This window comes from Staphylococcus sp. HMSC056G08 (genome assembly GCF_001812305.1).
In the GTDB taxonomy this organism is placed as follows: Bacteria; Bacillota; Bacilli; order Staphylococcales; family Staphylococcaceae; genus Staphylococcus; species Staphylococcus simulans.
Genome location: NZ_KV808525.1, coordinates 163,058 through 188,176 on the forward strand (window position 1 = coordinate 163,058; position 25,119 = coordinate 188,176).

General features: G+C 36.2%; 26 protein-coding genes. 9 read left to right on the forward strand and 17 right to left on the reverse strand.

What is annotated here, in order from left to right; genetic code table 11:
• The first annotated feature begins 3 nt into the window (after positions 1–3).
• Complete coding sequence (locus HMPREF2846_RS11480; protein WP_070626678.1) at positions 4–954, forward strand: ornithine cyclodeaminase family protein; 951 nt, start codon at positions 4–6, stop codon at positions 952–954.
• 80 nt (positions 955–1,034) lie between these two features.
• On the opposite strand, the gene coaD is transcribed toward HMPREF2846_RS11480, so the two are convergent.
• Both coaD and rsmD read right to left on the reverse strand, forming a co-directional pair.
• Complete coding sequence (gene coaD / locus HMPREF2846_RS11485; RefSeq protein ID WP_002480554.1) at positions 1,035–1,520, reverse strand: pantetheine-phosphate adenylyltransferase; 486 nt, start codon at positions 1,518–1,520, stop codon at positions 1,035–1,037.
• Positions 1,513–2,064, reverse strand: a complete 552-nt coding sequence (gene rsmD / locus HMPREF2846_RS11490; protein WP_002480553.1) for a 16S rRNA (guanine(966)-N(2))-methyltransferase RsmD — start codon at positions 2,062–2,064, stop codon at positions 1,513–1,515. Before rsmD ends, coaD begins: the two co-directional genes overlap by 8 nt.
• 64 nt (positions 2,065–2,128) lie before the next feature.
• On the opposite strand from rsmD, the gene HMPREF2846_RS11495 reads away from it, so the two are divergent.
• Entirely contained in the window at positions 2,129–2,518 is a 390-nt protein-coding gene (locus HMPREF2846_RS11495) for a DUF7147 family protein (protein ID WP_002480552.1), read from the forward strand.
• Between the two features lie 52 nt (positions 2,519–2,570).
• On the opposite strand, the gene HMPREF2846_RS11500 is transcribed toward HMPREF2846_RS11495, so the two are convergent.
• Positions 2,571–2,825 (reverse strand): DUF2129 domain-containing protein, encoded by a 255-nt coding sequence (locus HMPREF2846_RS11500; RefSeq protein ID WP_002480551.1) that lies wholly within the window; start codon positions 2,823–2,825, stop codon positions 2,571–2,573.
• 138 nt (positions 2,826–2,963) lie between these two features.
• Between HMPREF2846_RS11500 and HMPREF2846_RS11505 the strand changes: the two genes are divergently transcribed.
• Positions 2,964–3,890, forward strand: coding sequence for a glycerophosphodiester phosphodiesterase family protein (locus HMPREF2846_RS11505; RefSeq protein ID WP_057510366.1), 927 nt, complete (start codon positions 2,964–2,966; stop codon positions 3,888–3,890).
• A 99-nt stretch (positions 3,891–3,989) separates the two neighbouring features.
• On the opposite strand, the gene HMPREF2846_RS11510 is transcribed toward HMPREF2846_RS11505, so the two are convergent.
• The 4 genes from HMPREF2846_RS11510 to cyoE form a co-directional block, all read right to left on the reverse strand.
• Positions 3,990–4,430 (reverse strand): YlbF/YmcA family competence regulator, encoded by a 441-nt coding sequence (locus tag HMPREF2846_RS11510; RefSeq protein ID WP_031262763.1) that lies wholly within the window; start codon positions 4,428–4,430, stop codon positions 3,990–3,992.
• Between the two features lie 14 nt (positions 4,431–4,444).
• Positions 4,445–5,485: a CAP domain-containing protein gene (locus HMPREF2846_RS11515; protein WP_070626679.1), complete on the reverse strand. Its 1,041-nt coding sequence runs from the start codon at positions 5,483–5,485 to the stop codon at positions 4,445–4,447.
• Between the two features lie 125 nt (positions 5,486–5,610).
• The gene (locus HMPREF2846_RS11520) at positions 5,611–6,072 is read right to left on the reverse strand and encodes a DUF420 domain-containing protein (RefSeq protein WP_002480547.1); all 462 of its coding nucleotides are present in this window, start codon (positions 6,070–6,072) and stop codon (positions 5,611–5,613) included.
• A 25-nt stretch (positions 6,073–6,097) separates the two neighbouring features.
• On the reverse strand, positions 6,098–7,009 hold the full coding sequence (cyoE, locus tag HMPREF2846_RS11525; protein ID WP_002480546.1) for a heme o synthase: 912 nt from the start codon (positions 7,007–7,009) through the stop codon (positions 6,098–6,100).
• Between the two features lie 320 nt (positions 7,010–7,329).
• Here cyoE and HMPREF2846_RS11530 point away from each other — a divergent pair, with 320 nt between their 5' ends.
• Positions 7,330–8,256, forward strand: a complete 927-nt coding sequence (locus tag HMPREF2846_RS11530) for a COX15/CtaA family protein (RefSeq protein WP_057510365.1) — start codon at positions 7,330–7,332, stop codon at positions 8,254–8,256.
• 151 nt (positions 8,257–8,407) lie between these two features.
• On the opposite strand, the gene HMPREF2846_RS11535 is transcribed toward HMPREF2846_RS11530, so the two are convergent.
• The 3 genes from HMPREF2846_RS11535 to HMPREF2846_RS11545 all read right to left on the reverse strand — a co-directional run bounded on the left by HMPREF2846_RS11535 (position 8,408) and on the right by HMPREF2846_RS11545 (position 13,984).
• Positions 8,408–11,857 (reverse strand): pyruvate carboxylase, encoded by a 3,450-nt coding sequence (locus tag HMPREF2846_RS11535; RefSeq protein WP_002480544.1) that lies wholly within the window; start codon positions 11,855–11,857, stop codon positions 8,408–8,410.
• 394 nt (positions 11,858–12,251) lie between these two features.
• Positions 12,252–13,472 (reverse strand): cell division peptidoglycan polymerase FtsW, encoded by a 1,221-nt coding sequence (gene ftsW, locus HMPREF2846_RS11540; RefSeq protein WP_002480543.1) that lies wholly within the window; start codon positions 13,470–13,472, stop codon positions 12,252–12,254.
• 236 nt (positions 13,473–13,708) lie between these two features.
• Complete coding sequence (locus HMPREF2846_RS11545; protein ID WP_002480542.1) at positions 13,709–13,984, reverse strand: Fpa/YlaN family protein; 276 nt, start codon at positions 13,982–13,984, stop codon at positions 13,709–13,711.
• A 136-nt stretch (positions 13,985–14,120) separates the two neighbouring features.
• Between HMPREF2846_RS11545 and HMPREF2846_RS11550 the strand changes: the two genes are divergently transcribed.
• Together HMPREF2846_RS11550 and HMPREF2846_RS11555 are read left to right on the forward strand one after the other, a co-directional pair.
• On the forward strand, positions 14,121–14,603 hold the full coding sequence (locus tag HMPREF2846_RS11550; RefSeq protein WP_002480541.1) for a hypothetical protein: 483 nt from the start codon (positions 14,121–14,123) through the stop codon (positions 14,601–14,603).
• A 1-nt stretch (position 14,604) separates the two neighbouring features.
• Positions 14,605–14,808, forward strand: coding sequence for a DUF2197 domain-containing protein (locus tag HMPREF2846_RS11555; protein WP_002480540.1), 204 nt, complete (start codon positions 14,605–14,607; stop codon positions 14,806–14,808).
• Positions 14,809–14,895: 87 nt separating this feature from the next.
• On the opposite strand, the gene typA is transcribed toward HMPREF2846_RS11555, so the two are convergent.
• A complete protein-coding gene (typA, locus tag HMPREF2846_RS11560; protein ID WP_023015936.1) occupies positions 14,896–16,743 on the reverse strand; it encodes a translational GTPase TypA in 1,848 nt (615 codons plus the stop codon).
• Between the two features lie 94 nt (positions 16,744–16,837).
• On the opposite strand from typA, the gene HMPREF2846_RS11565 reads away from it, so the two are divergent.
• Positions 16,838–17,029: a DUF5325 family protein gene (locus HMPREF2846_RS11565; protein ID WP_002480538.1), complete on the forward strand. Its 192-nt coding sequence runs from the start codon at positions 16,838–16,840 to the stop codon at positions 17,027–17,029.
• Positions 17,030–17,195: 166 nt separating this feature from the next.
• On the opposite strand, the gene HMPREF2846_RS11570 is transcribed toward HMPREF2846_RS11565, so the two are convergent.
• Entirely contained in the window at positions 17,196–18,014 is an 819-nt protein-coding gene (locus HMPREF2846_RS11570) for an inositol monophosphatase family protein (protein ID WP_002480537.1), read from the reverse strand.
• 115 nt (positions 18,015–18,129) lie between these two features.
• On the opposite strand from HMPREF2846_RS11570, the gene HMPREF2846_RS11575 reads away from it, so the two are divergent.
• Complete coding sequence (locus tag HMPREF2846_RS11575) at positions 18,130–18,741, forward strand: YktB family protein (RefSeq protein WP_002480536.1); 612 nt, start codon at positions 18,130–18,132, stop codon at positions 18,739–18,741.
• A 220-nt stretch (positions 18,742–18,961) separates the two neighbouring features.
• Positions 18,962–20,308: an Nramp family divalent metal transporter gene (locus HMPREF2846_RS11580; protein WP_070626680.1), complete on the forward strand. Its 1,347-nt coding sequence runs from the start codon at positions 18,962–18,964 to the stop codon at positions 20,306–20,308.
• A gap of 81 nt (positions 20,309–20,389) precedes the next feature.
• Here the strand turns inward: HMPREF2846_RS11580 and HMPREF2846_RS11585 are convergent, their stop codons facing one another.
• The 5 genes from HMPREF2846_RS11585 to HMPREF2846_RS11605 all read right to left on the reverse strand — a co-directional run bounded on the left by HMPREF2846_RS11585 (position 20,390) and on the right by HMPREF2846_RS11605 (position 25,118).
• The gene (locus tag HMPREF2846_RS11585) at positions 20,390–21,016 is read right to left on the reverse strand and encodes a DUF4064 domain-containing protein (protein WP_070626681.1); all 627 of its coding nucleotides are present in this window, start codon (positions 21,014–21,016) and stop codon (positions 20,390–20,392) included.
• Between the two features lie 237 nt (positions 21,017–21,253).
• On the reverse strand, positions 21,254–22,399 hold the full coding sequence (gene auxB / locus HMPREF2846_RS11590; RefSeq protein ID WP_371099758.1) for a lipoteichoic acid stability factor AuxB: 1,146 nt from the start codon (positions 22,397–22,399) through the stop codon (positions 21,254–21,256).
• Between the two features lie 33 nt (positions 22,400–22,432).
• The gene (locus HMPREF2846_RS11595; RefSeq protein ID WP_060803908.1) at positions 22,433–23,506 is read right to left on the reverse strand and encodes an ABC transporter substrate-binding protein; all 1,074 of its coding nucleotides are present in this window, start codon (positions 23,504–23,506) and stop codon (positions 22,433–22,435) included.
• Positions 23,503–24,315, reverse strand: a complete 813-nt coding sequence (locus HMPREF2846_RS11600) for an ABC transporter permease (protein ID WP_002480531.1) — start codon at positions 24,313–24,315, stop codon at positions 23,503–23,505. Before HMPREF2846_RS11600 ends, HMPREF2846_RS11595 begins: the two co-directional genes overlap by 4 nt.
• Positions 24,312–25,118: an ABC transporter permease gene (locus tag HMPREF2846_RS11605; RefSeq protein WP_070626683.1), complete on the reverse strand. Its 807-nt coding sequence runs from the start codon at positions 25,116–25,118 to the stop codon at positions 24,312–24,314. The genes HMPREF2846_RS11600 and HMPREF2846_RS11605 overlap by 4 nt, the downstream gene beginning before the upstream one ends.
• Position 25,119: the final 1 nt, after the last annotated feature.

The window sequence follows — 25,119 nt, forward strand, 5'->3', positions numbered from 1 at the left end:
AACATGCAAGTTTATTCAGAATCGGAAGTAAAAGAACGTTATCATATGAAAGATGCGATTACAGCGATTGAAGAAAGTTTCAATAAGCTGAACCAAATCAAAACTGCACCACGCACGGTGATTCCTACAGGTGATGGTGCAAAATCTATGTTATACATGCCTTGTGTTGACTTAGCCAAACAACTCGGCACAATCAAAATTACATCTATCACACCAGAGAATCCAAAACAGCAACTACCTACTACACAAGCACAAATCGTGATTACTAATCTTAAAAATGGTGAAACGAAAGCGATGTTAGATGGCAGTTACCTGACTAGATTGAGAACTGGTGCACTGAGCGGTATTGCGACTAAATATATGAGCCGTGAAGATGCGACAACATTAGGTATGATTGGGACAGGTGGTATGGCTTACGAACAATTCTTAGGTAATATCGAGGTCCGCCCTATTGACACAGTCTTGCTTTACAACCGTACAACAGAAAAAGCACAAGACTTTAAAACACGTATTTTAAAAGATTATCCAGATTTAAATGTTCAAGTATTAGAAGATGTATCAAAACTGGTCAAACAAGCAGATATTATCAACTGCCAAACACCTTCCACACAGCCTGTCTTTAACGCTGAAGATGTACAACCTGGCACACATATCAACGGTATTGGCTCTTACCAACCGGATATGAAAGAACTAGATGCAAATATTTTCACGCAAGCAGAAAGTGTCGTTGTAGATGATCTTGAAGGAGCTAAAGAAGAGTCAGGAGAATTGATTGAAGCGAATGAAAATAAAACATTCACTTTCGAAGAAATCAATGATGAACTCAAAACACTTTCACAACAAGGGACTCTATATCGTAAAAATAATGATGCCATCACTGTCTTTAAATGTGTCGGTGCAGCTTACTTTGATTTAGCTGTTGCCATCGGTGCTTATGAAAAGTTAAATCAATAACTACAAAACATTTAATATCAAATAAAAAACACGTTTCAACACCTTTTGTATGATACAAATAGACGTTGAAACGTGTTTTATTAGTTTCCGAATTTTTCTTTTAATGCTTTTTCTACAGGAGGCGGTACAAACTCAGAAATATCCGCTTTATATTGCGCTACTTCTTTAACTACACTAGAACTGATGAATGAATAGTTCGTGCTTGTCATCATATATAATGTTTCGACATCACTATTCAACTTCTTGTTCATAGATGTTAAACGCAATTCGTATTCAAAGTCGCTGACTGCACGTAATCCTCGAATAATTGTTTTTGCGCCGATTTTATCACAAAAATCTACAAGTAAACCATTGAATTGGTGCACTTGTACGTTCGGGATATTTGCGACAGATTCTTCAATTAAAGCGATGCGTTCTTCCACAGTAAAAGTCCCTGACTTATTACGGTTTTTCAATACACAGATGTGGATTTCATCAAAACGGTGTGCCACACGTTCAATAATATCCAAATGCCCATATGTAATTGGATCGAAACTACCTGGTATTACTGCTTTTGTTTCAGCCATCATGTTCTCCTTTTTCTAATAACATAGTATCCGTTAAGCCATAATGATAACGTTTAATCACTTCAAAAGAGTGCGTATCAATGTTTTCTTTATGGTTAAACTCACAAACGATGATACCACTTTTCTTCAATAAGTTAAACTCTTCGATTTGTGCTAATGCTTTATCAATTAATCCTTTATCATAAGGCGGGTCTAAGAAGATTAAATCAAATTGAATGTCTCGTTTAGCTAACGCTTTCAAGGCACGGTCAGCATTATTTTTATAGACTTCTGCTTGTTTCATCAAATCTAAGCTGTTTAAATTTGCTTTGATTACTTTGACTGCTTTAAAATTTTGATCTACAAAAATCATTTCGTCCATACCACGAGACAATGCTTCTATACCTAAAGCACCGCTTCCCGCAAACAAATCCAAACCGATACCTGATACATCATGCAAGGTATTAAAGATACTTTCTTTTACTTTATCTGTTGTCGGACGTGTATTACGCCCTTGCAGACTTTCTAGAGGTTTACTTTTATGTTGGCCTGATATCACTCTCATCTAATACTTCACTTCCCCTCTTGTTCTATAATATAATTTGGGTAATAAGGAGGCTATTCCCAAAATGAAACAATCTTTTATTGTACTCGGTGAAGGACTCACCGATTTATTTGAGTTCAAAACACTTATTCAATATAATCATGAACGCATTAATCGCATTGTGTTCTTTAACAGTCCAAGTTCAGACAAAGGTTTAAGTTCTGCAGCGATTATCATGAATCCGACTGAAGGAAATTACTTCCAAGCCATGTATATCATGTTGAATGCTTTTCCTTACCCTCATCCAGAGGATAATAAAAAGTCAGCAATGATTCGCGGCTTCGCTGAAGATTATCAATTACCGTTAAACGAATTAGATGTTAAATCTTCAGACGAGTTTCATGATTTAGAACTCTATTTCAACTATTTAGTCGGTGTCTTACGCTTATATCATTGGATACCGCCATTACAATAACGTTTAATGTCATAACATAAGGGTTATATTGGTTGATACAGTAGTGTAACTATTAATTGATTTCGTATTTTTCTTTTTCATACGTTTTCTTTAAATATTTATAAGGAGAACCTTCAATGTGACGCACATACTTTAATTTCATGAGTCGGTTGACAATATGATCGGCATCATTTTCATTGATATACATGATGACATATTTGCGATTACGATTACTATTGACAATATGACCGTATTTTCTAATATGACGTTCATGCTTCATATGTTTAAGGTATATAATTAAACTGGTTCTTGGTATGATTTCTGTCATTTTGATCACTCCATTACTTTAATCTATAGTATCACGACTGAACTAAATTTGAAATAACCAAACCCCTGTATCACTAAGCATTCACGCTTCTTAGATATCACTTTTGGTTAGCTTCATAAACTACGAGGAGGAAATTTCATGGTAAAAATAAGTAGACTTATCAGAAACAGTGTAGCAGGTGCTGCCGGTATATTCAGCGGACTTATCTTTTTGTCAAAATTAAAAGGACAACCAGAACCTCAACCTATTCCAGCATTCTTTACACGTAAGCCCCATTATATCTTCGCCCATCGCGGCGGCATGGCATTACGTCCGGAACAAACAAAACTCGCATTTGATACAGCGGCATCTTACGAAGTGGATGGTTTCGAAACAGATGTACGGGTCACAAGTGATGAACAATTGATTGTCTTTCACGATGCCACAGTCGACCGTACTACTAACGGTTCAGGCAAAGTACGTGAACATCGCTTAGATGAACTGCAAAAGCTGGATGCAGGTTATCATTTTAAAGACATCAATAAAGAGACGCCTTATCGTGACCACCCAGATGCGAAAATCCTGACATTTGATCAATTGTTAGAATTATATCCTGATATGCTCATTAATGTGGATTTAAAAGATAGTCCAGACTCTTATGAAGGTACGATTGCACCAGAACTATTATACAAATCTATCGTACGTCATAACGCACAAGATCGCGTATTAGTGACGAGTTTCTATCAGGAACAAATTGCTAGATTTTCTGAATTAGCATTAGGAACAGTTGCGGTAGGCGCAAGCCAAGAAGAAGTCACTGTAGGTATCGTTAAATTCTTCAGCGGCTTAGGCAATATGTTTGAAGCGCAAGCCAACACTTTCCAAATGCCGACAAGTTATCATGGTGTGCCACTTACTTCAAAACGATTAATCAATTGGTTGAATTCTCGTAATATCGTTCCAGGTTATTACGGTGTCAACAGTATTGATTTAATGAGTGACCTATTTAACAAAGGCACACATACTATTGTCACTGACAGACCTGACCTTGCATTCCAATATCGTCAAAACCAAGCTCAACATTAATATGACTGATCACTCAAATTATAATAATTAATAAACAAAGCAACACCCGCTACCATCGGCTTTATAGCTTATGTAGCGGGTGTTGCTTTGTGTTTTATATTAAGCGTGGATTTGGCATTGGCATGTTCCGCCTGTACTGCATCCATGCATATCTGTTCTAAAGAATGGATTCCCTACTTCAATTTTCACATTATCTGAAATAGAAGTTGCGATAATTGTGATGACTTCATCCACTAAATTTTGAAGTTCAGTTTCTTTTTGTTTATACGCCATCACAGATGGGACCATGTCATATGCTCGTTTACTTTTACGCGTTGCACGTGTCACTGATTGATAATCTGGATGATATTTACCAAAACGCATCACTTCATCATAACGTTCTTTATATTTCATAAACGTTTGATAATGCGTTTGCGCTGCTTCATCTTCGTTCATTGCTTGACGTGCTGCTATATATTCTTGGTAAATCTCTGAGTTTAAAATCATTTCACTGACTTCATCTACACCATCTAAAACCTCAATGATTTCAGAATTAATCATATTGTCACCTTCCATCAGTCTCCAATAAATATTAATGTATAGTAGCCATCCATAACATCTCCGCCCATTTCAGTATATTGTGTATTCAATAAACGAGAACGGTGAATGTCTGAATTCAACCAGCTATGCAAGAGTGTCGGTACGTCATTAAAGTCATAACCAACGTTTTGTCCTACGGCTTCAAATTTTATATTACGATCATCTAGTTGTTGTTTCAAAGCACCTTCAGTAAATTCAACATTTTTGTTGTTTGTACTTTCGTATAAGTTTACTGAAGCGATGTGACTCAAATCATTATTTACTTTGAACGGTTTAAGCCCCTTCAAGCTTCTGATTTGATTGGTAACTTCATAAAGCGTCATTAACTGGTTGACGTTTTGTTCGTATGGGACATCTTTATGTTGATTTTTAACAGTTTTTTCATTTGATGTTTGTGTCATTTGATATGGATTAAACATGACAAGTGCATTAGCATCAAGGAATCTTACACCAACCACTTTATTGGTTTGTTGGTCGATATACACTTGCGCATACACATCACCATATTTTATCAGCATTTGTGTTTTCATATCTTCATCAGAAAGTTCTATATCATAAGACTTACCGTTAGCTTTAATACGGGGTTCTGGGTTAATACTCGTGTTTTCAAAAATACTCGAAGCATCTTCAGAGATATTGATAGGTTCAATATCCGCCTTCGTTCCTGTCGCATAGACTGATTTAATGATATTATTCTTAGCCGTCACAATATAATATTGATTCTGTACTCTGAAGACATAGTTTTTATAGTCATTTGCGTATGCATAGACACGATCAGCTTGACCGAATTTCTTCGTCAAACCGCTGATGTCATTGTTGACCCATGTTCCAATTCCTGACTTAGGTTTTGGATTTTCAGTCTCCGGCCCTTTTTTCTGTGTTTGTTCAATTTTTGTCGACGATTTCTTGTTTGGATTTTCCAACACATCAAATTTCAGCCATGGCGAATAAAATAAATAGATAAGAAAAGTTATGAGAAGCAAGACGCCTATAACTTTAATAATTAAATTCCTCATTCTCCGCCCACCTCAATGTTAAGTAATTATCATTGTACACGTTTCACACGCACACTCGCAAGGATAGTCTTTATGTAAAAACATCGACTGACAACAGATAACGTCATCAGTCGATGTTTTACATTTTAAAAGCCGAAAGTTGCTTTAAATAATGAAGTTGTTTCTCCACCTGGGTACATAACATATAACAAGATGTACACGATAATACCTGTGAACGCTGTAAAAATCCAAATAATCGCTGCCCAAGGTCCAACCTTGCGGTGAAGATTAAATTTGTCTTTAAACGCTGTGATGATTTGGAATAATCCCATTAATCCACCCACCGTTGATAACGCGATGTGGAAAATCAAGAAGAAATGGTAATATCCTTTTAACCATGCAGGTCCACCGAAAGCAGTGTTCCCGATAAAGAATGTTCTACTTGCATAAATGATAAAGAATGTTAATGCGAAGAATGCTGCAGTCAACATTACTTTCTTATGCGCTTCAATTTTACGTTTTTTAATCAAGTACCATCCAACAATAACTAACGCCGCACAAATTTGAATACAGCTTGTACTTATCGTCGGCAATATAGGTAGACTCATAAATCTCATCCTATCTTCAATTTATTTAAATCATATTGATTAAAGAAATTACGACTGCTAATGCAAAGAATAGCACTAAATAGTTTAGTGAGTAAACAAACATTAACGTAGCCCATTTCTTTTGATTGAAGTTCTTCTTGAAGCTTGTTAAGCCAAGATACATCCAACCTAAGTTCAGAAGTGTTGCCAATACAACGAATACCGTACCTAAATTTGTAAATAATAATGGTAAAGGTAATAATGCGACTAACCATAAAAGCATACCTACACGTGTACGGTTAAAACCTCTAACAGATGGTAACATAGGAACTTTAGCTAAAGCATATTCGTCTTGACGTTTAATAGCTAAGGCATAGAAATGAATCGGTTGCCAACAAAATACCACTAAGAATAACGCAATTGCTGTTAAGCTTAGTTGGCCTTCAATTGCTGTCCAGCCGATTAAAGGCGGTACTGCACCTGGGAAGCTCCCGATAACAGTATTCCAAGTTGTGTGGCGTTTAGACCAAATTGAATAAAATGACACGTAGCCGATAATGCCCATTAAACCAATGACACCTGATGGTATATTTAGGATAAATAATAAGATTTCTCCTAGAACCATCATTCCGAAACTTAAAATCAATAAATTTTTATTTGAAATTCTGTTATTAACTGTCGGTCTTGACTGTTTGCTTGGCATAATGCTGTCAATATCTTGGTCATAATAGTTATTGAGTGCACATGCGCCCCCCATGATGAGCGTTGAACCGATCATCATCAACAGAATTTGCGGTATAGATGATAGGAAGGAGTGATTCGTTAATACAATCGCTAGCCATGCCCCTGTGAAGGCAGGAATTAAGTTCCCTTGAACGAGCCCCATTTTAATAATTGCTTTCAGTTCTTTAAGGGTTACACGACCAGAAGCTTGCGACAAAGTATGTCCTTTATCCATAATGCCCCTCCTTAAAATATTCATATAATACAATGATATAGCAAAAAGTAATAGTTGACTAGGCTAAATAAGACAAATTTGTGACACTTTAGCGACAACACTAATTTTCAAAAAATCGTCATTTTTGTGACACATTTTCAATCCACATGCTATTAAAATTTATAGCCATTATTGATATAATGTTTATAAATATTTACAATTTATCAAATGACAAATAGGCTTGAGGCATGGAATTCGGATTCGTCTTACATACTTGTTCGTACAAATCCCTCCTTTCCTCTGCCTTTATCTATGTCAATTAATCAGTGGGGTGTTTTAAATTGTTTAAAAAACGTAACCTTAGATGGTTAGCTGTTCTTGCAACAGTTATTATGGCATGGGTTCAATTAGGTGGCGCACTTGTAACAAAAACAGGTTCAGCCGATGGTTGCGGATCATCATGGCCGTTATGTCATGGTGCTTTATTACCGCAAAACTTACCTATTAGTACAATTATCGAGCTCAGTCACAGAGCAACATCTGCTTTATCATTAATCGTTGTATTATGGTTGGTCATTACAGCTTGGAAGAATATCGGGTATATCAAAGAAGTTAAACCACTGGCAATTATCAGTGTCGGTTTCTTGCTTATCCAAGCATTAGTCGGAGCTGCAGCAGTGCTTTGGCAACAAAATGATTACGTGCTTGCATTGCACTTTGGTATCTCATTAATCAGCTTCTCATCTGTTTTCGTATTGACATTAATCATCTTCGATGTAGATAAAAAATACGAAGCGAACAAAGTACACATAGATCCTAAACTTAGAATCTATACTTGGACAATGGCGATTTGTTTATATGTCGGCATTTACACAGGTGCTTTAGTACGTCATACAGATTCATCATTATCTTATGGTTCATGGCCATTACCATTCGCAGACTTGATTCCACATACAGAACAAGACTGGGTACAATTCATGCATAGATTATTAGCACTTATCGCTACAATCAGTGTGTTCCTTGCATTTAACTATGCAATCAGACACTATCACGAAAACCGTACCATCCGATACGGTTACACAGCAGCATTACTTTTAATCGTACTGCAAATTATCACAGGTGCTTTATCAATCTTCACAAGCGTGAATTTATTCATCGCTTTACTACACGCATTAATTATCACATTTGAATTCGGTTTAATCGCCTACTTCATCTTATTGATGCTGCGTACAAAACGTGTTGAAAAAGTTAAAAATAACGCTTATTAATACAAATAACCGTTGAACAAACATCACTGTTCAGCGGTTATTTTTTGTTGTTTCATCCAAACTTCTTAATCACTTTTACTATAAATAGGCTTCTCAAGAATAGAAATACCGGAAACTGAAGAGAGTATCAGCTTCCGGCATATTTTAACGATTATTCATCTTTTTCTAATTCCACTAATAAGTCGCCTGTTTGAATACCTTCACCATTTGTGACAGTAACTTGTTTTACTGTACCGTTGAATGGTGCTTGTACTGTTGTTTCCATTTTCATTGCTTCAGTAATCAAAAGTGCTTGTCCGCTTTCTACGTGGTCACCCACTGCAACCTTAACTTCTGACACTGTACCAGGCATTTGTGCACCGATATGGTTAGGGTTAGCTTTGTCTGCTTTTGGTTTTACTGTCGCATTCGTTTTCACATTTTCATCTTGAATTTTAATTTGACGTGTTTGACCGTTCATGATGAAGAAGATTGTTCTGACACCTTTATCATCTGGTTCAGTAATTGCTTCTAATGTGATAATCAACGTTTTACCTTTATCGATTTCCACTTCAACTGTTTCACCTGTACGCATACCGAAGAAGAATGTCGGCGTATCTAATAATGACACATTACCGAATTGTTCTTTCGTAGCGATGTATTGTTCATAAACTTTAGGATAAATCGCATAACTGATTAAATCTTGTTCAGTGACAGGTTTTTCTTGTTTTGCTTGAAGTTCTTCACGTAACGCTTCAAAGTCGATATCTTCAAGGTATTCACCTGGACGCTCTGTTAATGGTTTTTGACCTTTCAACACAACTTTTTGAAGTTCTTTATTGAAGCCGTCTGTTGGTTGACCGATTTCACCTTTGAAGAATGAGACCACTGATTCAGGGAAGTCGAGTTTGTAACCGTCTTTTAAGACATCTTCTTCTGTTAAATCATTTTGTACCATGTATAACGCCATATCGCCGACTACTTTTGAAGATGGTGTTACTTTAACAATGTCTCCAAATAAGAAGTTTACGCGACGATACATATCTTTAACTTCATGGAATCTATTGCCTAAGCCTAAACTTTTCGCTTGTTGGTTTAAGTTTGAGTATTGGCCGCCAGGCATTTCATATTGGTAAATTTCTGTGTTCGGTGATTTGAAATCACTTTCGAAGTCACTATAGTAATGACGTACTGTATCCCAATATTGACCTAAACGTTCAAGACCATTGATATCTGTACGTGCATCACGACCAAAGCCATTTAAAGCATAGTACAATGAGTTCGCACTTGGTTGACTTGTTAAACCACTCATAGATGATACTGCTGTATCAATGACGTCTACACCTGCATCTGCAGCTTGTTTATACGTTAAAATACCGTTACCGCTTGTATCATGTGTATGCAAGTGGATTGGTAAATCAACTGCAGCTTTTAATTCTCCGATTAATTCAAAAGCAGCTTTAGGTTTTAATAAACCAGCCATGTCTTTAATCGCAAGAATATGGAATCCTTCTTTTTCCAATTCCTTCGCAAGGTTCACATAGTAATCTAATGTGTAAATATTAGAGCGTTGCGGATCTAAAATATCCCCTGTATAACAAATTGTACCTTCAGAGATTTTACCCGCTTCTTGAACCGCTTCATTCGCTACTTTCATTTGGTCTAACCAGTTCAACGAGTCGAAAATACGGAAGACATCTACGCCAGCTTCAGCACTTTCTTTTACGAATTTCTTAATCACATTATCAGGATAGTTTTTATAACCTACTGCGTTTGATGCACGTAATAACATTTGGAATAAAATGTTAGGAATGGCTTTACGCATTTGTTCTAGACGTTCCCATGGATTTTCTTTCAAGAAGTTATAAGCAACGTCAAATGTCGCACCGCCCCACATTTCAAGTGAGAATGCATCTTGTAAGATTTCCGCTGTTTGTGATGCGATAGCTAACATATCTTTCGTACGCACACGTGTCGCAAGTAAGGATTGATGCGCATCACGGAATGTTGTATCTGTAATCAACACATCTTCTTGTTTTAATAACCAGTCCGCAACAGCTTTAGGACCTTGTTCATCTAAGAGTTGTTTTGTACCTCTTAATTGTTTGATTTCTGATCTTGGTACACGGTCTACATGTGGACGTTCAAAATCAGGTTTTTGACGTTTTTCAACACTTGGGAAGCCGTTGATTGTCACATTACCAATGTATTCTAATGTTTTAGTACCACGGTCTTGTGTTGGATTAATTTCAAACAACTCAGGTGTTTCTTCGATGAATTTAGTTGTATAGTCGCCTTCTTGGAATTGTTTATTGCGAATCACGTTAATTAAGAATGGAATATTCGTTTTCACACCACGAATACGCATCTCACGTAAAGATCGATCCATTTTTTCAATCGTTTGTTTAAACGTTAACGCATGTGTAGACAATTTCACTAATAATGAGTCATAGTATGGTGAAATTTCAGCACCTTGGAATCCATCACCAGCATCTAAACGTACACCGAAACCACCACTAGAACGATAAGCGATAATGTGGCCAGTATCCGGCATAAAGTCATTTGTCGGATCTTCAGTTGTGATACGACATTGAATCGCATACCCTAATGTATGAATATCATCTTGATGCGGAATACCGATTTCATCGTCAAATAATGATTCGCCATCTGCTACAAGAATTTGCGTTTTCACAATATCGATACCTGTAATCATTTCAGTGATTGTATGTTCTACTTGTACACGTGGGTTAACTTCAATAAAGAAGAACTCATCGCCAGATACTAAGAACTCAACTGTACCTGCGTTGACATAGCCCACATTGTTCATTAATTGTAATGCTGCGTCACAAATACGTTGACGTAAACCTTCATCCATACCTACTGATGGCGCAACTTCAACAACTTTTTGATGACGACGTTGTACAGAACAATCTCTTTCATAAAGGTGAACAATATTACCGTGTTCATCACCCATGATTTGAACTTCTATATGTTTTGGTTCATTAATGTATTTTTCAATATAAACTTCACTGTTACCAAAAGATTTTTGCGCTTCAGATTTCGCACGTGTAAAGGCTTCTTCAAGTTCAGACTCCTCATTCACAATACGCATACCTTTACCGCCGCCACCACTAGTGGCTTTAATCATCAATGGGTAACCTGCTTCTTTCGCAAAATCTGCAGCTTTATGATAATCCTCAATCGGACCATCTGTACCCGGAATAACTGGTAAACCAGCTTCAATTGCTGTGGCACGGGCTTTCACTTTATCACCGAACATATCTAAATGTTTAAGTTTAGGGCCGATAAAGATAATACCTTCTTCTTCACAGCGTTTTGCGAAGGTTTCATTTTCACTTAAGAATCCGTAACCTGGATGAATCGCATCAACATTCGCATTCTTCGCAACTTCAATAATACGTTCAATATTTAAATAACTGTCAGCAGGACCTAAATCCTCTCCGACTAAATAAGATTCATCAGCTTTGTTTCTATGTAACGAACCTTTGTCTTCATTTGAATAAATTGCGACTGTTGTAATGTCTAATTCAGTGGCTGCACGGAAAATACGAATTGCGATTTCACCGCGGTTTGCTACCATTAACTTATTAATCTTCTTCAAGTGATCAACCCCCAAAAAATCAATTATTAGAATTTTCTAAACCTTTGTTGTAGATAATAGTATACCAAAACACGAACATTAATGTTAGTAGATGTATCTGTTCTGATATGTAAACTTCAAGCCAAACTATACTGTTTCAGCAGCTTATAAACACGCCGCCAAAGCATGCTAGACAGTGCTAGTATAGATAAGACATATAGAAGCATATCCGTATTATATCATATTTTCTTATAACACATCATAAACTTTATTTATACTTATTTCTGAAAGCAATCATTTTAGCTTAACCATTATTCTTAACGTTTCTTACTCGTCAATAAAAAACGTTTGTCTTTTTAAGAATCTTTCAATCGACATAAAAAAGACTGAACGTGCTTACGCTCAGTCTTGTCATTTAATATCTTCTTGGAATATCAATATGTTTTTGTTTTGCTTTTTGTTTATCCATCTTGATTTGTTTCGCAGTAATTAATAATAAGCCTAAGGCGATACTTAAACTGATCATAGATGAACCACCGAAACTAATAAATGGTAACGGTACCCCTGTTAATGGAATTAACGCTGAAATACCACCTAAGTTAACGAAAGTTTGACTGCCGATATAACTTGCGATACCAACACAAACGAGTTTATAGAAATAAGAACTTGTTTCAGAAGCTAACTGGAAAGCTCTATAGACAATAAAGAACAATAATCCAATCACAAATAGGCCTCCGATTAAACCTAGTTCTTCACATATGACCGCGAAGATAAAGTCTGTATGCGGTTCTGGCAGATAGCCAAGTTTTAACACACTGTTGCCGATACCTTTACCGAATAATCCCCCATTCCCAATCGCCATTAAGGAGTTTGAAATATGGTAACCTGTACCAGATTCAAAATGGAATGGATCTGTCATAATTCTAAAACGGGCAACTAAGTATGCAGGTAACCAACCTGCAATGGCGAATAGTACTAATGCAATACTGCCACCTACCAATATGATACCGCCCCATTTTAATAGCGGTTTAATCCAAATACCTGCATAAAGCATAATGGACATAAAAATAATGATAATCAGCATCGTTTGCCCAACATCACGTTGGAATAGCACCATGATAATACATACAATGATAAATAATAACGGATTCAGTATTAATTTCGGATTCGCAAGTACGCGCTCACGCTTTTTATTAATCATGAATGGCAGATAAAGTATAATGGCGATTTTCAACAACTCTGAAGCTTGTAAGTTCATAAACCCTAAGTTAATCCAACTTTTAGAACCATTGATATTTTTACCGATTAATAACGTAAAGAATAGCAAAAGGAAAATACCTGCCATCATAATTTGTTGCACACGTGTTTGCTGTAAAAATTTAACGTTCATGAAGAACGCCATAAAAAATACAATAATAAAACTCATCACAACGTACATTAACTGTCTTGTATAAAAATACGTACCAGACACAGGTGTACCCCCTGTTAACGTCCCTTTAGTAGCAGGAACCATACTGGCACTGTAAACCATAATCAACCCAATCAAACACAGCATTATATATGTAATCACTAACGGATAATCGATATATTTTGCATACTTTCCGACATACCGAAAGAAAGATTTTATGTTATTCATTTAAAAATCATCCAATTCTCATATTTGAAGTGTTTTCAAATATATTTAGAGTTTGTATAAGACTTTAATGTCTTAATTCTGTTTTCACTTTGACGATATCTTTATAAAACCACATTTTTAAGTCGTGTTGCAAGCATTTCTGTATGCTGAAAAGAAATAAAAAAAGTGACTGTACATTCTATCAACTTCTGACAGAACTGCAGCCACTTTGTGCGGTTTAATCTGATGCTGTGAAATTAAACGTTTGTGAATGCTTCATGAAGTTTAGACAATTCTTTTTCAAGACGCAACATGATTTCTTTACCTTGTTCGATATCGATCAAGCCTAAGTTTGCTGCAAAGTCTACTTCTTTTTGTAAGCCAAACATTTGTGTATCTAAAACTTCTTCATACAAAGGACATTGCGGCAATGTTAAATTGTCCATTTGTACTTTAATTAATTGCAGAATGCGATCTGCATCTTTATTTAATTGGTCATATGCCGCGTTATTGATTGTATTCGATTTCGTCATGACATACTCCCCCTATCATTTGTTTGTCATATTAAAAATTTTAGCCTACTCAAAACTAAATTGCAAGTAAATTTCGAATCAGTAACTCTATTCTATGTTATCATAGACTCAGATATTATAAAGGGGAGCGCATAACATGATACAAATTAAGGGTAAAGTTAAATTTCCAATTACTTTAGACAGTACAACTTGGATTTTTGACGATCGTAAAGTAAAAATCGAAGATTTAGAAGCAGGCGTCTTTGAAGGAACAAAACCTGTCGAATTCCAAAATAACCGTGAATGGAATCGCGCAATTTTGGAAGGACAAACGAATCCTCCAACCCTGAATTCTGAAATCAAGTATAAAAAGCGTGCCATGATTGAGGACACATTTGTGATTAACATGACACCTTTCTTCAAGAATGCTGAACCAAATGACGATGCCACAGCAATTCGTCTATCAAACGATGAAGATTCAATCGAAGTACCGTTAAGCTTATTACCTTACCTGTTCTTTAAATTCGCAGATAAAGGGAAACGTTTATATGATGACAACGGTGTAGACAGCTTCGTGTACATACCTGAAGAAGGGTATTCACATGAATTCAAACATGTGACGTATATCGAGGTGGTATAATTTGATAAAAGTACAGTGTATCATCTGTGATACAGAAGTACTCATGGATGAAAATACATTGGAAGCCAAACAGCTGCGCAATCATCCTATGCGCACATTTATGTGTGAAGATTGCAGAAGTCGTTTAGATGTTCCTAAACAACGTAATAACTTTTATAAAGCACAAGAAAAATTCAATATATTTACAGAAGACCATGACGATTGATTCATGGTCTTTTTTTCTTCCTAAATACAAAAAAGAAGCCCGAATCTTTATGATTCAGACTTCTTCATTATCTTAAAGCTGTAACGATTACTCGTCTTCAGCCATTAATTGTTTAATACGTTTTGCTTCTTTTTCACGTTGAGATTTATTTAAAATTTTCTTTCTCATACGGATACTTTCAGGTGTTACCTCTAACAATTCATCGTCATCGATAAACTCTAACGCTTCTTCAAGTGTTAAGATACGTGGACGTTTCATTGTTTCAGTTTGGTCTTTCGTAGCTGAACGTACGTTGGTTTGGTTTTTAGTTTTAGTGATATTTACTGTTAAATCATTATCACGGTTATTTTCACCAACAATCATACCTTCGTATACTTCAGTACCTGGTTCCATGAAGTTAGTACCACGGTCTTCTAAACCAATAATTGCATATTGGCTTGCTTTACCTTGGTCCATAGAAACTAATACACCATTACGACGTCCGCCAATACGACCTTTAATACGTGGACGGAATTCTTCGAATGTGTGGTTGATGATACCATAACCACTTGTCATTGACATGAACTCAGTTGTGTAACCGATCATACCACGTGCAGGCACCATGAATACTAAACGTGTTAAACCATTATCTGTAGTCACCATGTCTAACATTTCACCTTTACGTTGTCCAAGTGACTCGATAACTGAACCTGCATTTTCTTGAGGTACTTCACATTGTACGCGTTCAAATGGTTCACATAAAACGCCATCGATTTCTTTAAGGATTACTTGTGGTTTAGATACTTGTAATTCAAAACCTTCACGACGCATATTTTCAATTAAGATAGATAAGTGTAATTCACCACGACCTGCGATAACCCAAGCATCTGGTTGGTCAGTTGGTGTTACTTTTAATGATACGTCTGTTTCAAGTTGTTGATCTAAACGGTCTTGAATTTGACGTGCAGTCACATACGTACCTTCACGACCAGCAAATGGTGAGTTATTTACACGGAAAGTCATTTCAAGTGTTGGTTCATCAATACGTAAAACAGGTAATGCTTCTTGATGGTCATGTGGTGTTACTGTTTCACCTACGTTGATATCTTCCATACCTGAAACCGCAATTAAATCCCCAGCATGTGCTTCTTCAATTTCTTCACGTTTTAAACCGAAGAAACCGAATAATTTGCTGACACGGAAGTTTTTAACACTGCCGTCTAATTTTAATAATGAAACTTGATCTCCGACTTTGATTGTACCGCGGAATACACGACCGATACCGATACGACCTACATAGTCGTTGTAATCAAGTAACGCGATTTGGAATTGTAAAGGTTCATCGCGGTTATCTACTGGTGCTGGTACATAGTCTAAGATTGTTTCATACAATGATTGCATGTTTTCATCTTGTTTATCTGGTTCTAAGCTTGCTGTACCGTTTACAGCTGATGCATATACAACTGGGAATTCTAATTGGTCATCATTTGCATCTAATTCGATAAATAAGTCTAAGACTTCATCTACAACCGCTTCTGGGCGTGCTGCAGGTTTATCGATTTTATTTACAACCACTACAGGTTTTAAATTTTGTTCTAACGCTTTTTTCAACACGAAACGTGTTTGAGGCATTGTACCTTCGTAGGCATCAACAACTAATACAACACCGTCTACCATTTTCATGATACGTTCCACTTCACCGCCGAAGTCAGCGTGACCTGGTGTGTCTAAAATATTAATTCTAGTGCCTTTATAATTAACTGCAGTATTTTTCGCTAAGATTGTAATACCACGTTCTCTTTCAATATCATTAGAATCCATTGCACGTTCATCAACATGCTCATTCTCACGGAAAATACCAGATTGTTTTAATAATTCGTCAACTAATGTTGTTTTACCATGGTCAACGTGAGCAATAATAGCAATGTTACGTACGTCTTCTCTTAAATTTGTCATACTAAATTTCCTTTCTTGAGTAAATTCCCACTTCAATTTGCAACTTTTTTATTATATCATATTATTGAGCAAAGAATAATAAGGTGGGGTTTGAATGCAGAAAAAAAAATCAAAAGCTATATTTTGGCTTTATTCTGTTCTTGCAGTCATTTTCTTAGTACTGTTCAGTTTTAGCTTAGGTGCTCAAAATTATTGGTTTATGGCGATTACAGCCATTATCCTAATTGCGATTTTCGGTGCCGGCTTTACAACTAAGAAAAAATATCGCGAAAACGATTGGTTCTGACCAATCATTACATGAATTTTTAACATAAAGGGTTCCACTCCTTGCAGTACCCTGCAGGAGAAAGAATACACATATATTTCAGTCAAAAGAAAAAAGGTTGGGTACCTAGATGCTTTTTGAACAATTGCTTGTTTAAACAGCTTCGATGGTCCCGACCTTTTATTTTTTATCGATATCTTTTGTGTAATGTCTCAAAAGTTTCTTTTTCCGGCAACATGTGTTTCGTTAAAATTTCCTCATGTATGGATTGATTGCCGACCAATACAGAGTGCGGCTGATTTAGTGAAAGTGGATTACCTAATAAATCCGTACCTTTACCGCCTACTTCATTTAAAATAATTAAAGCACCGGCATAATCCCAAGGTTGTAATCTCGGTGTTAAATATGCACCTAATTTTCCTTGCGCAACATGAATCATTTCTAAGGCTGCAGAACCATAAGCGCGACAACTTCTCGCTTCATCTACTACCTTTCTGAATATAACACCAATCACCGGCTTTGTTAACCAATTTGGATTAATTCCAATCAAACTTTTATTTAAATCCGAATTCTCAAGCGGCTTCATTGGATGTTCGTTTACAAACGCACCCTCTCCTGCTTTTGCATGATAGAGCAAATCATTCATGACATCATAAACAAATCCTGCATAAGGCTCTCCATCATTATAAATACCGATAGAAATCGCAAAATTTTCTTTTTGATGCACAAAGTTCAATGTGCCGTCAATCGGATCTATAACCCAGACAATACCTTTTTGTTCAACTTCAGACATCGGTCTGCCATGTCCTTCTTCACCAATAAATTGATGGTCTGGATAATTCTCCATAATGTTATTGTAAATAAAATCTTCCGTTGCTTTATCAACATTTGTCACCAAATCATTTGGATTGGATTTTGTTTCAATATTGATATCTTGCTGCATCATTTTACGGATATTATTACCCGCTTCAATTACAAGTCCTTTTGCAAAATCATATACTGCCATTTACGAACACCCCTTCTATCATATTATAACTAAATCATTTCAGAATTTCATTTACTCTAAATCAAGCCAAAATTATGCTACAATGTTTTCAATCATAACAACAGGAGGCTTTGTCATGTCTAACTATACTTTTTCTTCTAAAGACTTTAAAGTCTTTGAAGTGCCTGGATTAGAAGCACGTATGGCTGAAATCGAACAACACATCAGACCAAAACTACATCAGTTGGGTGAACACTTCGCTGACTTCTTATCTACCCATACAGCAGATGAATTCTTTATGCATATCGCAAAACATGCACGTCGTACAGTAAATCCGCCGAAAGATACTTGGGTCGCTTTCTCTACGAATAAACGCGGTTATAAAATGCTGCCGCATTTCCAAATCGGTTTATACGAATCACAAGTCTTTGTCATGTTCGGCGTTATGCATGAAGCTAAAAATAAAACGCATTACATTGAGGTCTTTGAAAATCACTTCAAAGATATTGAAAACTTGCCTGCAGACTACCGTATTTGTGTAGATCATGTCAAAATGGATAAACCATTGATCCAAGACCTATCGACTGAAGACTTAGAACAAGCATTGTCACGTGCAAAACAGCTTAAAAAAGGCGAATTCTTTGTTGCACGTACACTCTCACCTGATGCACCTGAGTTAAAGTCAGATCAAGCATTCCTCGATTATTTAGAAGATACGTTTGAGCAACTGTTAAAGTTTTATCCATAATAGCATAATACCGAGCATTTAACTATTCATTCAAAATTATCGTGCTGATTTAGACAAAGTTTGCCTTATACTACTTTGTTTAAATCAGCTTTTCTTTTTCACCTACATCTCGTTGCTTACAATTTTAAACGTAAAAAACAGTTTTATTAGGTTGACCTAATTTTATTTTTACTTTATTATTAAACCATTGTTAGAACATAGAGAAGTGGGGGTGACCTTCTTGACTAAAAGACAGGTCAATTATAATAACGACAGCTTAGACGAAATCAACAATACTGTCAGTTTCAATTCAAACAGCAGTATCAAGCAGAAATTCCTTTCATTCTTAGGACCGGGCTTACTGGTTGCAGTAGGATATATGGATCCTGGTAACTGGATTACCTCCATGCAAGGCGGAGCCAAATACGGTTATATTCTGCTTTTTGTAATATTAATTTCAAGTTTGTCTGCCATGTTGCTTCAAAGTATGACAGTCAGACTCGGTATCGCATCAGGTCATGACTTAGCACAAGTCACAAAACGTTTTTTAAATAAACCTTTAGCATTTATATTCTGGATCATAGCTGAACTCGCAATTATTGCGACAGATATCGCAGAAGTTATCGGCAGTGCCATTGCGCTTGATCTATTATTCGGAATTCCATTGCTTGTCGGTGCGATTATCACTGTACTTGATGTCTTTATCCTATTATTTATTATGAAATTCGGTTTCAGAAAAATTGAAGCCATCGTCGGTACATTAATCTTTACTGTACTCGCAATCTTCATCTTTGAAGTTTATATTGCTTCACCTGACGTTATCAGTGTATTAAATGGTTTTATACCTAGCAGTCATATCGTTACACAACAAGGTGCCTTATATATTGCCTTAGGTATTGTTGGTGCAACGATTATGCCGCATAATCTTTATTTACACTCATCTATCGTTCAATCAAGAACATATAATCGTAAAGATGAAGCTTCTAAAGCACAAGCCATTAAATATGCGACAATTGATTCAAACATTCAATTGACTATCGCATTTGTGATTAACTGTTTATTACTTGTTTTAGGTGCTGGTTTATTCTTCGGTACAGGCAATGCAGATAATCTTGGCGGTTTCTATGACTTATATCAAGCCTTAGAACAACAACCGTTGCTTGGCGCATCTCTTGGCGGTTTAATGAGTACTTTATTCGCAGTCGCTTTACTTGCGTCAGGTCAAAACTCAACGATTACAGGTACCCTAGCCGGTCAAATCGTTATGGAAGGTTTCATCAACTTGAAATTACCAAACTGGGTAACACGATTAATCACACGTTCTATCGCAATTATTCCAGTTATCATTTGTTTAATTATCTTCCATGGTAATGAAAGTATGATGGAACAACTCTTAGTCTTTTCACAAGTATTCTTAAGTATTGCGTTGCCATTTACTTTAATTCCGCTTCAACTTGCGACTAACAACAAAGACTTGATGGGAAGATTTAAAAATAAATTATGGATTAACATAATTTCATGGTCATTAATTGTTATCCTAAGCGGATTAAACATCCATTTAATCATCCAAACGTTCCAAGAACTGTAAACAAAAGCTATACAATAAAAATAAAGCAGCTGCAATCCAGTAAGTTTCCCCTTTACGGATTGCAGCTGCTTTTTAATTTTATTATTTGAAATCGTCTAAATCATGTCTGCGTGGACGTTCATGATCGTCTCTTCTACGTTGTTTAGCCAATTCACTTTCATTCGCATTTTCATCATAATGTGCTTCGTGATTAGCTTCTGAATCAAATTTGTCATGCTCTGCTTTGTCTCTTACCTGTTTGCCTTCAGGTTTGATTTTTTCATGATTGTTTGTGTTTTCATTATCACGTGTAATGTCTTCGAAATAGCCATGATTTCTGTCGTACTCTTTGTTGGCTTCACGTTTAGCTTGGCTTCTTCTAACAAATAACATAATCGCTACAATAAAGAATAAAATAGATGCGATAAAGTTTGAGAAGTATAAACCAACTAGTGCCGCGACAATTAAGATAATACCTGCAGCAATGCGGTTTTTCTTACTTAATACAAGACCCACTGCTGCGATAATTGCGACAACAATCAAACCAATCGTTGTGAAGACCATTGTTTGATGCAAGAATTCAGGTGACATACTGGAATCCCCTTGTTTTAACAGAATGTCAGCTAACATGCCATCTTTCATGAATGTACCGATTAAGAACAGCAACATGTAGAGTACTGTCAGACCTACACCGATCCATCCAATGATTCTTTCTACTTTTCTATTCATTGTAATACCCTCCTGATTAAGCGAAATTGAAGCGTCGCATTATATTCTTCGCTGACTTCATCCGCTTTTTAAGGCCGCTTAACGGGTCTTATAAACGTAACTACCCTTAAAGCACTCAATTTATGCATAAATCAATTTAAATTTCATTTATTTCAACTATGCAATAGAAAATTTTTTGTTTTTTTACCAAGATAAAAACCGAAAGCAACGATAATCATTGCTTTCGGTTTATCAAAATTATGATTTTTTATCTGAATCTTGTGCTTGTGTATCTTCAGTTGACTGTACGTCATCTTCTTTTGTTTCTTGCGTTGTCGGTGATTTACCTTGGTTGAATGAACGACGTTCTTCAAAGTTCATGCGTCGTTGATTCACAGCACTCGGACGATTTTTACGTGCTTCTTTCGCACGACGTTTTCTTTCTTTTTTCTCACGTTTACGTGCTGCTTTCTCTTCAGCTGTTTCACCTTTACGCGGTTCAACATCACGATATTTTACTTCTTCAGGCTCATCAGAAGGTTCTTGCATACGCGCTTGTTCACGCTCATATGCATCTTGTTCTTGTTGTTCTCTGACTTCTTCTTCTGATTTTTGTTTATATTTCGCCTGACGTGATAAGAATTCAGGTTCACTTTCATCTTCACGTCTTGTGATTGGTTCTTCAGACTGTACAGGTTCTTCTGTATCTTCTGTTTGATGTGTCTCTTGTACTCTGTCTTTTTTCGGTACATATGGTTTCACATCATCTTCTTCGTCATCATACTCATCACGTTTTTCATAAGAAGGTTCATAACGTGGTGTTCTCTCGTCTTCTGGATAGCCATGTGGACGTCTTACAGGTTCACGGTCATATCTATCATAATCATCATAACCGCCCTCATATGGTACATAACCACCGCCATAACGTGGTACAGTTTCTATTCTATCTTTACGCGCAAACATCATAATTGCGACAATGAAGAATAGTACTGGTATGACGATTGTTGCGAGTAGTAACACTAAAGGCAATGTAATGATAGATGCAACTAAGAAGAGAATTCCAGATAACACTCGGATATTCATAGAAATGAGTGCTAAGAATGAAATTAATAAACAGACAATTAAATAAACAATGACAGCCCAAATACCGTTTTGAAGCCAAATCACAAATTGTGTTGTATTTAAACTGTTATTTGCGAGCACTTGTTGTGCTAAATCATTATTGTTGATTGACTGTTCAAGATTTTGAATTGATGTATTGTTGCTGAATGACACAAGCGCAATAAACATAGTAATTACTGTTAATAACAATAATCCAATCCAGTTCAGCCAACCTAAGACTTTTTCTGCCACTCTGCTGACTGGACGTTTTATTTGTGTATATTGTGGTTCTTCAGACATCATTAACACTCCCTACTCTACTTACTAATCAAAATATTATTGTAATGACATTTTGAAATTCAAAAAATGCTCATTATAATCATTTAAAATATCTTTACCCAAATCTTTATAGACTTCAAGCCTACTTTGTGTTTCTTTTGAAGGATAAAACCTTTGATCATTTTTAATTTCTTTTGGTAAACGCTTTTTAGCCGCTTCATTCGGCGTCGCATAACCGACCCATTCAGTATTTTGCTTACTATTTTTTGGGTCTAACAAGAAATTAATAAACTGATACGCACCTGCTTGGTTTTGTGCTGTTTTTGGGATTACCATCGTATCGAACCACAAGTTAGAGCCTTCTTTTGGGACGACATAGTCAAATTCAGGATTCTCTTGTACAATCGGTGCTGCAGTACCGCTCCATACGACTGCGATATTCGCTTCGTGTTGTTCTAACATCATCGTTACTTCATCACCGACAATCCCTTTGACTTGAGGGGCTAAATGCGCTAAATCCGCTTCCGCTTCATCTAAACGTTTCGGATTCGTTTCATTTAAGCTGTAGCCGAGTTTATTCAAACTTAAGCCCATCACTTCCCTCGCACCATCCACTAATATGATATCATTTTTAAACTTCGGATTATATAAACTTCTCCAACTTGAAAAATCATCATGTGGATAGGCGTCTTTATTATAAAGTATACCCACTGTACCGAAGAAGTAAGGTATAGAATAACGATTATGTTTATCATAATCCATATTCATGTAATTTTTATCTAAATATTTCATGTTTGGCAGCTTGCTATGATCTAGAGGAACTAATAAATCATCCTTTTTCATCTTTTGAACCGTATATTCACTTGGAAATGCGACATCATAATGCGTACCGCCATTACGAATTTTTGCTTCCATCGCTTCGTTTGAATCAAACGTTTCATAAATCACTTGAATGCCAGTTTCTTTCTCAAACTTATCGATTAACTCTGGGTCGATATATTCTCCCCAGTTATACACATAAAGTTTCTTGCCTGATGCTTGATGTGCTTCACTGCCATACCATTTACTGATTCCTAAACAAATGACTCCTATCACCAGTGCACCGATAATCAATTGTAAAAATCGCTTCATCGCAGTACACCTCGTTTCAAGGACAAGCGGCGTTTTGTATAACGCTGAATCATATAGTATCCGATAATACCAATGATGATAACGCCAAAGATTAACGTTGAAATCGCATTGATTTCCATACTGATACCTTTACGTGCCATCGCATAAATTTCTACTGATAACACACTAAAACCGTTACCTGTCACAAAGAAGCTGACAGTAAAGTCGTCTAATGAGTAAGTCAATGCCATAAAGAAACCAGCCATAATCGCAGGCATCAAATTCGGAATCATGACACGATTTAAAATCTGCCATTCTGTTGCGCCTAAATCTCTCGCAGCCACAAACATATTTTGATTCATATCATAAAGTTGCGGCAACACAATAATGACTACAATCGGAATACAAAACGCAATATGCGAAATTAATACCGTCCAAAAGCCGAGCCCCATTCCTGTAAAATGACCGATAGCAGTAAACATAATTAAGAATGACGCTCCGATTACTACATCAGAAGAGACCAATAACACATTATTTAACGTCATAAATGTCAATTTCAAACGTTTCTGACGTAAATGATACAGCGCAATAGCACCAAACGTACCAATTACAGTAGACACAGCCGCTGCTAATAATGCCACCGCAATCGTATTGAATAAGATAGCCATTAAACGATCATCTTGAAATAAACTTTGATAATGTTCTAACGTGAAGCCTTCAAAATGAATCATATTGCCGCCTGAATTAAAGGAATATACCATTAAGAAGATAATCGGTACATATAAGCCGATGACTAATAACCAAAGATAGACTTTGCCATACCATGTCATGATCTGCGTCCTCCTTCGTTGCCTGATTTCGTGATGACTAACACGAACGCCATAAATAAGATTAAAACAATCGCAATGGTTGAACCCATGCCGTAGTTTTGAATCACTAAGAATTGTTCTTCAATAGATGTCCCGATATTAATCACTTTGTTACCCGCGATTAAACGCGTAATCATGAACAGTGACAAAGCTGGAATAAACGTGACTTGAATTCCAGAGAGTACGCCTTCTTTCGTCAAAGGTAAAATGACTTTTAAAAACGTCGCCCAACGATTGGCACCAAGGTCTGTAGACGCTTGAATTAAATTCTCAGGAATCGTCTTCATGCTATTGAAAATCGGTAAAATCATAAATGGGATATAAATATAACTCGCAACGATAATAAACGCAGAAGCAGTAAATAATAGTTCCATATGAGGAAGATGCATCACATTTAATATTTGATTGATAATACCATCATGACTCAAAATCCCGATAAATGCATACGTCTTGAGAAGTAAATTAATCCACGTCGGAATAATTAATATTAAAATCCACATGTTTTGATGTACAGATTGACGAATAAAATAGGCTGCTGGATAACCGATAATCAATGTGACGAGCGTAATGATGGCCGCATATAGAATAGAAATCCCCATCATTTTGACATAACGCATACTTAAAATCTGTTGATAGTTCGTCAAACTGAAATGGCCTTGATTATCTAAAAATGAGAAATATACTAATAAAATTACTGGAATGATAATAAAACCTACCATCCAAATCATATAAGGAACCATTAAGTATTTATTTAATTTTGTCATC

What these genes read in the sequence shown, in the direction of transcription:
- HMPREF2846_RS11480 (WP_070626678.1), top strand. Translation starts at nt 4, where the DNA reads ATGCAAGTTTATTCAGAATCGGAAGTAAAAGAACGTTATCATATGAAA.
- coaD (WP_002480554.1), bottom strand. Translation starts at nt 1,520, where the DNA reads ATGGCTGAAACAAAAGCAGTAATACCAGGTAGTTTCGATCCAATTACA.
- rsmD (WP_002480553.1), bottom strand. Translation starts at nt 2,064, where the DNA reads ATGAGAGTGATATCAGGCCAACATAAAAGTAAACCTCTAGAAAGTCTG.
- HMPREF2846_RS11495 (WP_002480552.1), top strand. Translation starts at nt 2,129, where the DNA reads ATGAAACAATCTTTTATTGTACTCGGTGAAGGACTCACCGATTTATTT.
- HMPREF2846_RS11500 (WP_002480551.1), bottom strand. Translation starts at nt 2,825, where the DNA reads ATGACAGAAATCATACCAAGAACCAGTTTAATTATATACCTTAAACAT.
- HMPREF2846_RS11505 (WP_057510366.1), top strand. Translation starts at nt 2,964, where the DNA reads ATGGTAAAAATAAGTAGACTTATCAGAAACAGTGTAGCAGGTGCTGCC.
- HMPREF2846_RS11510 (WP_031262763.1), bottom strand. Translation starts at nt 4,430, where the DNA reads ATGATTAATTCTGAAATCATTGAGGTTTTAGATGGTGTAGATGAAGTC.
- HMPREF2846_RS11515 (WP_070626679.1), bottom strand. Translation starts at nt 5,485, where the DNA reads ATGAGGAATTTAATTATTAAAGTTATAGGCGTCTTGCTTCTCATAACT.
- HMPREF2846_RS11520 (WP_002480547.1), bottom strand. Translation starts at nt 6,072, where the DNA reads ATGAGTCTACCTATATTGCCGACGATAAGTACAAGCTGTATTCAAATT.
- cyoE (WP_002480546.1), bottom strand. Translation starts at nt 7,009, where the DNA reads ATGGATAAAGGACATACTTTGTCGCAAGCTTCTGGTCGTGTAACCCTT.
- ftsW (WP_002480543.1), bottom strand. Translation starts at nt 13,472, where the DNA reads ATGAATAACATAAAATCTTTCTTTCGGTATGTCGGAAAGTATGCAAAA.
- HMPREF2846_RS11545 (WP_002480542.1), bottom strand. Translation starts at nt 13,984, where the DNA reads ATGACGAAATCGAATACAATCAATAACGCGGCATATGACCAATTAAAT.
- HMPREF2846_RS11550 (WP_002480541.1), top strand. Translation starts at nt 14,121, where the DNA reads ATGATACAAATTAAGGGTAAAGTTAAATTTCCAATTACTTTAGACAGT.
- typA (WP_023015936.1), bottom strand. Translation starts at nt 16,743, where the DNA reads ATGACAAATTTAAGAGAAGACGTACGTAACATTGCTATTATTGCTCAC.
- HMPREF2846_RS11565 (WP_002480538.1), top strand. Translation starts at nt 16,838, where the DNA reads ATGCAGAAAAAAAAATCAAAAGCTATATTTTGGCTTTATTCTGTTCTT.
- HMPREF2846_RS11570 (WP_002480537.1), bottom strand. Translation starts at nt 18,014, where the DNA reads ATGGCAGTATATGATTTTGCAAAAGGACTTGTAATTGAAGCGGGTAAT.
- HMPREF2846_RS11575 (WP_002480536.1), top strand. Translation starts at nt 18,130, where the DNA reads ATGTCTAACTATACTTTTTCTTCTAAAGACTTTAAAGTCTTTGAAGTG.
- HMPREF2846_RS11585 (WP_070626681.1), bottom strand. Translation starts at nt 21,016, where the DNA reads ATGAATAGAAAAGTAGAAAGAATCATTGGATGGATCGGTGTAGGTCTG.
- auxB (WP_371099758.1), bottom strand. Translation starts at nt 22,399, where the DNA reads ATGATGTCTGAAGAACCACAATATACACAAATAAAACGTCCAGTCAGC.
- HMPREF2846_RS11595 (WP_060803908.1), bottom strand. Translation starts at nt 23,506, where the DNA reads ATGAAGCGATTTTTACAATTGATTATCGGTGCACTGGTGATAGGAGTC.
- HMPREF2846_RS11600 (WP_002480531.1), bottom strand. Translation starts at nt 24,315, where the DNA reads ATGACATGGTATGGCAAAGTCTATCTTTGGTTATTAGTCATCGGCTTA.
- HMPREF2846_RS11605 (WP_070626683.1), bottom strand. Translation starts at nt 25,118, where the DNA reads ATGACAAAATTAAATAAATACTTAATGGTTCCTTATATGATTTGGATG.